Annotated in this window: 12 protein-coding genes and 1 tRNA gene; 7 read left to right on the top strand and 6 right to left on the bottom strand. The window is 73.0% G+C overall.

Annotated features, from left to right (window positions below):
• On the bottom strand, positions 1-542 hold a 542-nt coding region (locus tag ACTHLI_RS07440; RefSeq protein ID WP_440182524.1), incomplete at its 3' end, for a hypothetical protein.
• 203 nt (positions 543-745) lie between these two features.
• Between ACTHLI_RS07440 and ACTHLI_RS07435 the strand changes: the two genes are divergently transcribed.
• On the top strand, positions 746-1,639 hold the full coding sequence (locus tag ACTHLI_RS07435; RefSeq protein ID WP_440182523.1) for a sensor histidine kinase: 894 nt from the start codon (positions 746-748) through the stop codon (positions 1,637-1,639).
• Between the two features lie 5 nt (positions 1,640-1,644).
• Positions 1,645-2,055 (top strand): response regulator, encoded by a 411-nt coding sequence (locus tag ACTHLI_RS07430; protein ID WP_440182522.1) that lies wholly within the window; start codon positions 1,645-1,647, stop codon positions 2,053-2,055.
• Between the two features lie 49 nt (positions 2,056-2,104).
• On the opposite strand, the gene ACTHLI_RS07425 is transcribed toward ACTHLI_RS07430, so the two are convergent.
• Together ACTHLI_RS07425 and def are read right to left on the bottom strand one after the other, a co-directional pair.
• Entirely contained in the window at positions 2,105-2,377 is a 273-nt protein-coding gene (locus ACTHLI_RS07425; protein WP_440182521.1) for a GNAT family N-acetyltransferase, read from the bottom strand.
• A 3-nt stretch (positions 2,378-2,380) separates the two neighbouring features.
• Entirely contained in the window at positions 2,381-2,947 is a 567-nt protein-coding gene (gene def / locus ACTHLI_RS07420; protein ID WP_440182520.1) for a peptide deformylase, read from the bottom strand.
• A 90-nt stretch (positions 2,948-3,037) separates the two neighbouring features.
• Between def and ACTHLI_RS07415 the strand changes: the two genes are divergently transcribed.
• Positions 3,038-3,973 (top strand): DMT family transporter, encoded by a 936-nt coding sequence (locus ACTHLI_RS07415; RefSeq protein ID WP_440182519.1) that lies wholly within the window; start codon positions 3,038-3,040, stop codon positions 3,971-3,973.
• A 143-nt stretch (positions 3,974-4,116) separates the two neighbouring features.
• Complete coding sequence (locus tag ACTHLI_RS07410) at positions 4,117-5,349, top strand: glycosyltransferase (protein WP_440182518.1); 1,233 nt, start codon at positions 4,117-4,119, stop codon at positions 5,347-5,349.
• Here the strand turns inward: ACTHLI_RS07410 and ACTHLI_RS07405 are convergent.
• Positions 5,339-5,530: a hypothetical protein gene (locus ACTHLI_RS07405; protein WP_440182517.1), complete on the bottom strand. Its 192-nt coding sequence runs from the start codon at positions 5,528-5,530 to the stop codon at positions 5,339-5,341. The two genes, ACTHLI_RS07410 and ACTHLI_RS07405, sit on opposite strands and share 11 nt — an antisense overlap.
• Before the next feature lie 10 nt (positions 5,531-5,540).
• Between ACTHLI_RS07405 and ACTHLI_RS07400 the strand changes: the two genes are divergently transcribed.
• Positions 5,541-6,536, top strand: coding sequence for a glycoside hydrolase family 3 N-terminal domain-containing protein (locus tag ACTHLI_RS07400; protein WP_440182516.1), 996 nt, complete (start codon positions 5,541-5,543; stop codon positions 6,534-6,536).
• A gap of 39 nt (positions 6,537-6,575) precedes the next feature.
• On the opposite strand, the gene ACTHLI_RS07395 is transcribed toward ACTHLI_RS07400, so the two are convergent.
• Positions 6,576-7,367, bottom strand: a complete 792-nt coding sequence (locus tag ACTHLI_RS07395) for an alpha/beta fold hydrolase (protein WP_440182515.1) — start codon at positions 7,365-7,367, stop codon at positions 6,576-6,578.
• A 117-nt stretch (positions 7,368-7,484) separates the two neighbouring features.
• On the opposite strand from ACTHLI_RS07395, the gene ACTHLI_RS07390 reads away from it, so the two are divergent.
• A tRNA-Ile gene (locus ACTHLI_RS07390) sits at positions 7,485-7,558 on the top strand.
• A 160-nt stretch (positions 7,559-7,718) separates the two neighbouring features.
• Here the strand turns inward: ACTHLI_RS07390 and ACTHLI_RS07385 are convergent.
• The gene (locus ACTHLI_RS07385; protein WP_440182514.1) at positions 7,719-8,615 is read right to left on the bottom strand and encodes an oxidoreductase; all 897 of its coding nucleotides are present in this window, start codon (positions 8,613-8,615) and stop codon (positions 7,719-7,721) included.
• A 531-nt stretch (positions 8,616-9,146) separates the two neighbouring features.
• Between ACTHLI_RS07385 and ACTHLI_RS07380 the strand changes: the two genes are divergently transcribed.
• The gene (locus ACTHLI_RS07380; protein WP_440182513.1) at positions 9,147-9,812 is read left to right on the top strand and encodes a transglycosylase family protein; all 666 of its coding nucleotides are present in this window, start codon (positions 9,147-9,149) and stop codon (positions 9,810-9,812) included.
• The last annotated feature ends 92 nt before the right edge of the window (positions 9,813-9,904 follow it).

Genomic DNA, 9,904 nt, shown 5'->3' with positions numbered 1-9,904 from the left:
CGCCGGGCGGACCGCGTGGGCGGGCGGCGTGCGGCGTCCCAGGCGACGCGCGCCGCATCGCGGTCGCGGGTCGCGGCGCCGCGACCCCGGCGGAGCAGCGGCCGCAGGACGAGGGCGGCCCCGATCATCGCCGTCCCGATGAGCAAGGTGGTGGTGACCAGGCGCAACGTGGCGCCCAGGTCGCGGTGAGGCGGCTCGACCCGCGTGCGATCGGAGGGGGCGTCCAGGAGCACGCGATTCTGCTCCGCGATCGGGTACGCGGCCTCGGACAGGGTCGTGTACGGGCCGCGCACCACCCCCTCCGGGTCGACCGACAGGTAGCCGTGCTCCGCGATCGTGATGTGCGCCCGTCTGGCGCCCGGATCGGCGGGGTTTGCGTCCGGCCCGTAGAGGTTCCACGAGCTGCCGTCCTCCAGGCCCATCAGGAGCCAGTTCCGGTCGTTGAACCGGAACACCTCCCGTCCGGACGTCGTGGCGTCGTCCCGCTCCGTCTCCTTGCCCCGGCGCGCCTCGGCCTGCGCCGCCCTGCTCACCTCGGTCATCGTCCGGCTCCCGTCATGGTCCGCACCATCTCCTCCTCGAACCGATCGGCTCGATGCAGGGACCCAGGGCACCACGTGGAGTTCGGTGCTCGGTGGGTAATCGCAGAGAACGGGGGCGGAGGGGGACCGGTGCGCATCGGTTCGCCGTCGCCCCCACGTGCGCCTCCGATGTCCTGGAGCGTGCGCTCCGTAGACTCCGCCGCATGCCGAACCTGCCGCAGACCGTGTGGCTCGCCGTGTCCGGCGGCCTCCTGGTCGTCGCGCTGGTGCTGCTCCTGCTGTGGCTCACCACCGCGCGACGGCTCCGGGCCGAGCGGCGCGCCGCGGCGGAGGACGACCGGTACACCGCGCAGCTGCAGGTGTCGGTCGCCGATCAGAGCGGGCGCCTCCGGATCATCCGGGAGCTGCACGACGTCGCCGTCCACCGCGTGTCCGCGATCATCGCCCAGGCGGACGGGGCCCGATACGCGGGGGCGACGGATCCGACCGCCGCGGTGCGCGCGGCGCAGACGATCGCCGAGACCGGCCGCACCACCCTCGCCGACATGCGTCGCGTCATGACGCTGGTGCGGGAGAGCGAGGCGGAGGCGGGCCCGCAGCCGCGCCTGAAGTCGACGCGGGAGCTGTTCAAGACGATGCGGGACGCGGGGCTCAGCGTGACGGTCGAGGAGCACGGCGAGGCCTACGACCTCGACTCCGCCGCCGAGCTCGCGATCTACCGCATCCTGCAGGAGGCGCTGTCGAACTCGCTGAAGTACGGCGGCGACGGCACGGAGGTGCGCGTCGCGTTCACCTGGACCACGTCGGGCATCTCGGTGCGGGTCGACGACAACGGGTTCCGCAACGCGGTCGTGCGGCGCGGCCTGTCACCCGACGACGCCGCGGCCGAGCTCTCCTACGGGGTCGAGGAGGACCTCCGGTCGCTCACGCAGGAGCTCGCGGGCCCCGGCATCCAGGAGATGCGGGCGCGCACCGAGCTCTTCGGCGGCACGCTCACCGCGGCCGAGACTCCCGGGGTGGGCTTCTCGATCACCGCCGTCTTCCCCTCCATCCGGTTCCACAACGGGGTGCACGGGGTCGACCTGTCGCGAAGGTGACCCGCGTGCCGACCAGGGTGCTCCTCGCGGACGACGATCCGATGCAGCGCGAGGGCTGGCGCCTGGTCATCGACGCGCAACCCGATCTCGAGGTCGTGGCCGAGGTGCCCGACGGGGTGCAGGCGCTTGCGCTCCTCCGCCGCACCGTCGTCGACGTCGCGGTGGTCGACGTGCGGATGCCGCGTGTGGGCGGCGTGCAGGTGACGTCGACGATCGCGACCGACGCCCGGATCCGCCTGACCCAGCGCGCACCGGTGACCCGGGTCGTGCTCGTGACCGCGACCGACCTCGACCGGTACGCCGGGCCAGGCAGGGAGGCGGGCGCCGACGCGGTGCTCTACAAGGACGCGGAGCCCGACGCGCTGCTCGCCGCGATCCGCGCCGCGGCCGCGATCCGCCGCGGCACCCCTTCGTAGTTCAGGAGATCTGCGCGCGACGCGGCCGGATCTCCTGAACGACGGAGGGTCAGGCCAGGAGGTGCGACTTCTCCGGGTGGTCGTCGAACCACTGCGCGACGTACCAGCACATGGGCCGCACGAGCAGGCCCGCCGCCTCCGCCTCGTCCACCGCGTGGGCCGTGATCCGGGCCGCGTACCCGTGGCCGCGGAACGGCGGGTTCGTGAACGTGCGGGTCATCGAGACGACGCCGCCGTGCTCCGTGTAGTCGAGCGAGCAGACGACCTGCTCACCCTCCCGCCCCAGGTAGCGGTGCTGCGCCGTGTCGTGCTCGAACTCCATGCGTCACGCCTCCAGGTCGTCGACCCCGGGAGTCCAGCTGTTGCCCGGGCGTCCCCACTTGTTGCCGGTGATCGCCTTCTTCGCGCGACGCTGGTGGAGGAAGTCCAGCCGGTCGACGTAGAGCACCCCGTCGAGGTGGTCGGTCTCGTGCTGGAGGATCCGGGCGAACCAGCCCCGTGCCTCGAGCACGAACGGCTTCCCGTCGAGATCGACGGCTTCCAGGCGCGCTCGCGGGGAACGCCGGAGGGGGAACCGCTCGCCCGGCACGGACAGGCAGCCCTCCGACTCCGCGTCCTCGTCGGCCTCGCCGATCGGCGTCGGCGTGATCCACAGGGTGGGGTTGATCGCCACGCCCCGCTGCGGGCCGTCCGGGTCGTGCTCGTAGCTGTAGACGAAGAGGCGCAGCGGCACGCCGACCTGCGGGCCGGCGAGCCCGACGCCCGGCGCCTCGTCCATGGTCTCGAACATGTCCGCGACCAGGGTCCGCAGCTCGTCGTCGAACGTGACGACCGGCGCGGCTGGCTGGTGCAGCACGGGATCGCCCGTGATCCGGATCGGCAGCACACTCACCCGACGAACCTCCGGCGTCCACTCGCGAAACAGGGCCCTCATCAGCGTAGCGGGACCCCCTCGCCGGATCGGGCCGCTATCGTCTCGGCCGTGCCGCCGCTCTTCGACCTCAGGATCGGCGACCACGTCCTGAACACGGCGCAGGCCGTGGGGATCCCGATCGCCCTCGTCGGCGCGGTGTTCCTGTCGTTCGGCGCGCAGTTCCAGTCGCGCGGCGTGAAGCAGGTGGAGGCGCGGCGCGTCTCCTCGGGGACGGAGCTCGGCAGGTCCGAGCTGATGCAGCTCGTGAGGACCCGCTCGTGGCTGGTCGGCACGCTCATGCTCGGCCTCGCCATCGTCCTGCAGCTGACGAGCCTCCGGTTCGCGGCGCTGATCGTCGTCCAGCCGATCGGTGCGATCGCGCTGGTCGTGACGGCCGTCCTGAACGCGCGGATGAACCACATCCACCTCACCCGCAAGGTGATCAGGGCGATCGTGCTCTGCGTCGGCGGCGTGGGGATCTTCGTCTCCATCGCGGCGCCGAGCGCCACGGACGCGGCGATCAGCGACGACGACCTCCGCACGATCCTGGTGCTGCTCGCGATCGTGCTCGTGGCCTTCGGCGTGCTCTACGCGATCTACCGCACGCGCATGGTGCCGATCGCCTACATCGCGGGCGCAGGTGTCCTCTACGGGTTCGTCGCGACGATGGCGAAGACGGTCATCAACCGCCTCATCCAGGGCCAGTTCGACTGGCTCTCCCTGCTGTGCGCGATCGGGCTGCTCGCCGCGGGAGCCGGTGGGCTGTACCTCGTGCAGACGGCGTACGCGGTTGGGCCGCCCGACCTCGTGATCGCCGGGCTCACGGTCGTCGACCCGATGGTGGCGGTCGGCATCGGCGTGCTCGTGCTCGGCGAGGCGCAGAACGCGCCCTGGTGGGCCGGTCCCTCCTTCCTCGTCTCCGGCGCGATCGCGGTGTTCGGGGTCTTCCAACTCGCGCGGCACCACCCCGAGGTCACCGCCAGGGAGGCCGCGGGCGCCGACTGAAGGCGCGCCGTACGCCCTGGGCCTCGAGGCATGCGCTACCGTCGGAGCCGCCCAGAGCCCCAGAACGGGGCTCGAATCGCCCCGAGGAGACCGCCATCAGCGACTCGACGGAGGATGCCGCGCTGCCGCGCCTGACCGTGCTCATGGGCGGTGACACGTTCGCCCCTGACGTCAACGGGGCGGCGAGCTTCTCGGTCCGCCTCGCCGCGGGGATCGCCTCCCGCGGCCACGACGTGCACATCCTGGCCCAGTCGCACGGGGAGCCGCAGGGCGCCTACCGGGAGGAGCACCTCGGCCAGATGCTGACGGTGCACCGGCTGAACAGCTTCCGGTGGCCGCTGCACGACTGGCTGCGGGCCGTCTACCCGTGGCGCATCCACCACAACGCGGCCAGGGTCATCGATCAGGTGCGACCCGATGTGTCGCACATGCAGTCGCACATGCTGATCGGGCGGGGCCTCACGACCGAGTCGTACAAGCGCGGCATCCGCGTCGTCGCGACGAACCACTTCATGCCCGAGAACCTGATCGAGCACACGCCGTTCCCGAAGTTCACGTGGCCGCTGATCACGTGGCTCGCCTGGAAGGACTGCACGCGCCTGTACCGGAAGGCGGCCGCGCTGACGACGCCGACCAGGCGCGCGGCGGCGTACCTCGAGTCCCGCACGGGGCTGAAGCACGTGCACGCCATCTCGTGCGGCATCCGGATGAGCGACTACACGCCCGACTTCGAGGACAAGACCGACAAGCGCATCGTCTTCGTGGGCCGGATCACCGGCGAGAAGATGCTGCCCGATCTCGTCGAGGCGGTCGCCCGCATCCCGAAGGAGCTGAACGCGCAGCTCGACCTCGTGGGTGAGGGGGACATCCGCAAGGCCCTCGAGCAGCAGGCCCAGCGCCTCGGCATCGCCGACCGGGTGCACTTCCCCGGCCGGGTCAGCGACGAGGAGCTGCGCCGCATCCTCACGCGGGCGACCGTGTTCGCGATGCCCTCGACCGCCGAGCTCCAGTCGATAGCGACGATGGAGGGGATGGCGAGCGGGCTGCCCGTCGTCGCCGCCGACGCGATGGCGCTGCCGCACCTCGTGAAGGACGGGGAGAACGGCTACCTCTTCCCGCCCCGCGACATCGAGGCGCTCGCGGATCGGCTGACCCGGGTGCTGACGATGCCGCAGGACGAGCGCGAGGTGATGCAGCGCGCGTCGCTCCGCCTGCTCGAGCCGCACGACATCGACACGACCATCACGATCTTCGAGCGCCTCTACCGCGGCGAGGAGGTCACGGACCCGGAGACCGACGTGCCGCCGATGTCCGCGAAGCTCCGGGAGCAGTTCCGCTCGCTCGCGAAGCGGGCGCGGAGCGCGATCACGGATTGACCGGGCGACGGCGTCTCCTGCTCCCCGCGATCCTCGTGGGGCTGCTGCTCACGGGGTGCACCGGGACCGCGAGCACCCCGCCGCGGTCGTCCGCACCGCCGGCGACGACGACGAGCGCTTCGTCGACCCCGACCCCGAGCACGACCCCGACACCGACCGTCGCGACCCGGGCCGCGGCCATCGTCGCGACGATGAGCGCCGGCGAGCTGGCGGGTCAGGTGCTGATGACCGCGGGCACGGTCGGGCAGCTGCCCGGGCTCGCCGACGACGTCGCGCGCTACCACGTGGCCGGGGTCATGGTGCGGGGGCGCAGCTCGGCCGGCACGGCGGCGGTCGCGCACGCGTTCGCACCGCTGGAGGCGGAGGCGCCGCACGGTCTGCCGCTGATCACGGCCACCGATCAGGAGGGCGGCCTGGTGCAGGTGCTGAGCGGCCCCGGGTTCTCCACGATCCCGAGCGCCGTCGTGCAGGGGCGGGAGAGCGCTGCGCAGACCGAGGCGGACGCCCGCACCTGGGGTGCGCAGCTCGCGCGGGCCGGCGTCCGGCTCGACCTCGCTCCCGTCGCCGGGGTGCCGTGCGCGGCCGATCTCCACGACAACCCGCCGATCGCGGGGTTCGATCGGCAGTTCTCCTCCGACCCCGCGGTGGCGGGCGCGCACGTCGCGGCGTTCGTGCGCGGGATGGCCGCGGCGGGCGTCGACACCGCGGTGAAGCACTTCCCGGGCCTCGGCTGCGTCACCGCGAACACGGACACGGCGGCGCACGTCGTCGACTCGGACACCACCGAGGACTCGGCCCGACTGCGCTCCTTCACCGACGGCGTGGCCGCGGGCACCCGGTTCGTGATGGTCTCGAGCGCCGAGTACGCGCGCATCGACCCCGGCACCCCGGCGCTGTTCTCCTCCCGGGTGATCCAGGGGATGCTGCGCGGCCGGCTCGGCTTCAGCGGCGTGGTGATGTCCGACGACGTCGGGGGAGCGGTCGCGGTGCGGGCCTGGACGCCGGCGCAGCGCGCCGTGAAGTTCGTGCGGGCAGGAGGCGACCTGCTGCTCGACATCGAGCCGGGCGATCTGCCCGCGATGCACGACGCGCTGGTGTCGGAGGCGGCGACGGACCCGGACTTCGCGGTGCTCCTCCGCACCGCGGCCCAGCAGGTGGTGGAGGCGCGCCTCCGCCTCGCCGGCTGACGACAGGGCGGTCCGGCCGGTCGCGGCCGCGTCAGGGTCTCAGCGGAGGAAGCCCGCGGTCCGCTCGGGCAGTGCCCTGAGGTCGTCGGGCGTCGACATGACCTCGAGCACCGAGCCCGGGATCAGCTCGTGCAGCCGCTCGGAGGTCGCCACGGGATGGCCGGGGTCGCCGGCCCACGGCCGCAGCAGGACCGGCAGGCGCAGCGTCGCGATCGCCTCCGGTGCCGGGAGGTCCGTGGACCCCGCGCCGCGGAACACGGCGGGGAGGATCGCCGGATCGATGTCCGGCGGCGGCGCGACCGTCCAGCCGCCGGCCTCGAGCAGCGGCAGCGTGCCGAAGGCGCTCATCGCGCGGACCAGCGCGTCGTACCCCTGCGTCTCCACGAGGTCCGCCATCTGGCGGTAGACGTCGCCCTGCGCCGGGCGCGTCGCCCACGCCGTGGGCGGGATGACGAGCACGAGCCTGCGGAACCGCGCGGGCTCGCGGGTCGCGGCGTGCAGGAGGGTGCCGACGCCCATCGACACCCCGATCGCATCGACGGCTTCGCCGGGAGCGACCGCGTCGAGGAGCGCGAACAGGTCGTCCGCGAGCCGCGGCCACGCCCAGTCGCCCGGTTCCGCGCGGCCGGTCGACCGGCCGTGTCCGCGCGCGTCGTACCGCACGAGCCGCCCACCCGCGTCGTGCACCGGAGACCAGTCGAAGAACCCCGCCGCCGCCTCGCTCGCCCGGGAGGAGCTGAGTCCGTGGAGCTGCACGACCGTGGGGCCCTCGCCCTCCTGCACCTCGTACGACAGCATCGCGCCGTCCCGGTCGAGCATCCCGTCGGTCATGCGGCCGACCCTACGACCGGCCGCCGACGCTTCCCCGCCCCGCGGTGGCTCGCGCGCCCCCCCGGGCGGGCGCGCGAGGCACGGAGGAGCGCGCACCGGCGCCGCTATGGTGACGGCGGGGCGGTAGCTCAGCCGGTCAGAGCAGTGGACTCATAATCCATCGGTCGCGGGTTCAAGTCCCGTCCGCCCCACGAGACGCCCCGACACGCCGCGATCCACACCCAGGATTCAGGTTCGGGGCGCAGCGTTCCGGTCATGCACGATGGACCGCGGATCCGGAGCCCGGACGAGTAGAGCGGACTCCCACGAAGAGCGCCCCGTCCTCCTGTCGGAGGGCGGGGCGTCGTCGTGTCAGCGGCGGTCCGGGACCTCGATGGTGACCCCGGTCAGACGCTCCGCCTCGCGGGTCAGGAGGCGCTGCAGCTCCCGGTTCCGCGCGGTGCGGCTCGCGCCCACCACGATCGGGGAGCCCTGCACCTCCGCGAGGCCGCCGGGGCCGATGAACGAGCCGCCGGGCAGATCGGGCGCCGTCGCCGCCAGCAGGACGGGGAGGGCGCCGCCCGCGGCGCTCTGCCCGAAGCCGTGCAGGATCGCCTCCGAGATCGCGGAGACGGCCGCCGGTGCCGGTACGTGGCGGGTCAGGTCCGTGCCCGCCATCCCGGGGTGCGCGGCCACGGCCCTGAGGGGCGAGCCCGCCGCCGCGAAGCGGGCCTGCAGGTCGAACGCGAACATGAGGTCGGCCAGCTTCGAGTCCGCGTACGCGCCCCACCGCGAGTACCGCCTGCGGGTGCGGTTGAGGTCGTCGAGCACGATGCGGCCGCCGTAGTGGGCGAGGCTCGAGAGCATCACGACGCGGTCGGTCAGCCGGGGGAGCAGCAGACCGGTGAGCGCGAACGCACCGAGGTAGTTCGTGGCCAGCTGGAGCTCGAAGCCGTCCGGGGTGCGCACCTCGTCCGTCGCCATCACGCCCGCGTTGTTGATCAGGACGTCCACGCGCTCCGGGGCGTCCGCCGCGAACGCGCGCACCGAGTCGAGCGAGCTCGTGTCGAGCAGCCGCACCTCCGTGCTGCCGTCGATGCGGGCCGCTGCGGCGTCGGCCCGCTCGCGGTCCCTGCACGCGAGCACGACGTGCGCGCCTGCGGCGGCGAGGCGTGCGGCCGCCTGGAAGCCGATGCCGCTGTTGGCGCCGGTGACGACCACCGTTCGGCCGGTCTGGTCGGGCAGGGGGAACGCGTCGGGTGAGGCCACGCGGCCATGGTCGTCGACGGACCTGACCCGGGACCGAGGGCCGTGCGGGCCGCTTCTCAGTGGAGTCCGAACGGCGACGCGGGGTGTGCGCATCCGCCGCCCGGCGCGCGTTCAGATGCCCTTCGGGTAGCGTTCGGGCCGAACAACGCACGCGCCCCGTGCCCAGGAAACCCAGGGCGAGCTAGCACCTCTCGGCGCCTCCGCTGCGCCCGGAGGCGGACCTGCTCAGGAAGCGTTGAGGCGGATTTCCGGCCGTCGGAACACCCCCGGGCGTGGCTTCCGTCGCTCGGAAGCGCGTGTGCGCCGGATTTGACTCCGCCCAGGATCGTGACAACCTCATGGCGCCTGCGGAGGAACCGGCGAACAGGAACCGCCGTGAACAGAAGCCTCCTGGGTTACTGCCCGATACGGCCACGCCTTGCGCTGCCCCCAGACCGTATCGCTCGAATCAACGCAACATCAGGGTGGGCAGCGGCGCGTCGATCCCCAGGGATGGGGTGAGCGGAGGCGGACCCGCGGGAGCACGTAGTCATGAAGATCCTGACCAACACCCGTGCCGTCCTGTCCGGACTCGCCGTGGCGGGACTCGCCACCGCGGGTCTCGCGCTCGGCGCGGCACCCGCCAACGCCGCCCCGGTGAGCGTCTGGGACCGCGTCGCCCAGTGCGAGTCGAGCGGCAACTGGCACATCAACACCGGCAACGGCTACTACGGCGGCCTGCAGTTCACGCTGTCGACGTGGCACGCGTACGGCGGCTCCGGCAACCCGGCGGACGCCAGCAAGTCCACCCAGATCGCGGTCGCCGAGCGCGTGCTCGCCGGCCAGGGCTGGGGCGCATGGCCGGTCTGCTCGGTGAAGGCCGGCGCGACCGGTTCGTCCAGCTCGGCGACGCCGTACCACGCCACGAGCTCCTCCAGCTCGTCGCGGTCGACCTCGCACTCGACGTCGGCCCCGTCGCACAGGGTGCGGCACTCGGCGGCGCGCACCTCCGAGGAGACCACCGAGCACGTGGCCGCGCGTCCGAGCGCGGTGCGCACCTCCGGCAAGACCTACACGGTCAAGTCCGGCGACTCGCTGTCGAAGATCGCGCAGCAGCTCGGTGTCGCGGGCGGTTGGCACAAGCTGTGGGCCGCCAACCCGAAGATCGGCGACGCGAACCTGATCTACGTGGGCCAGACCCTGCAGCTGCCTGCCTGAGATCCGATGCGTGGGGCACCGGGGGGGTCATCGACCCCCCCGGTGCCGCCCCCCGCGTCCCGCCCGGGGGCCCTGTCCCGGCGCCCGCTCGG

The organism is Amnibacterium sp., from assembly GCF_051956055.1.
Classification (GTDB): Bacteria; Actinomycetota; Actinomycetes; order Actinomycetales; family Microbacteriaceae; genus Amnibacterium.
The sequence above is the reverse complement of the archived record's forward strand: the minus strand, read 5'-3'. Positions and strand labels throughout refer to the sequence as shown.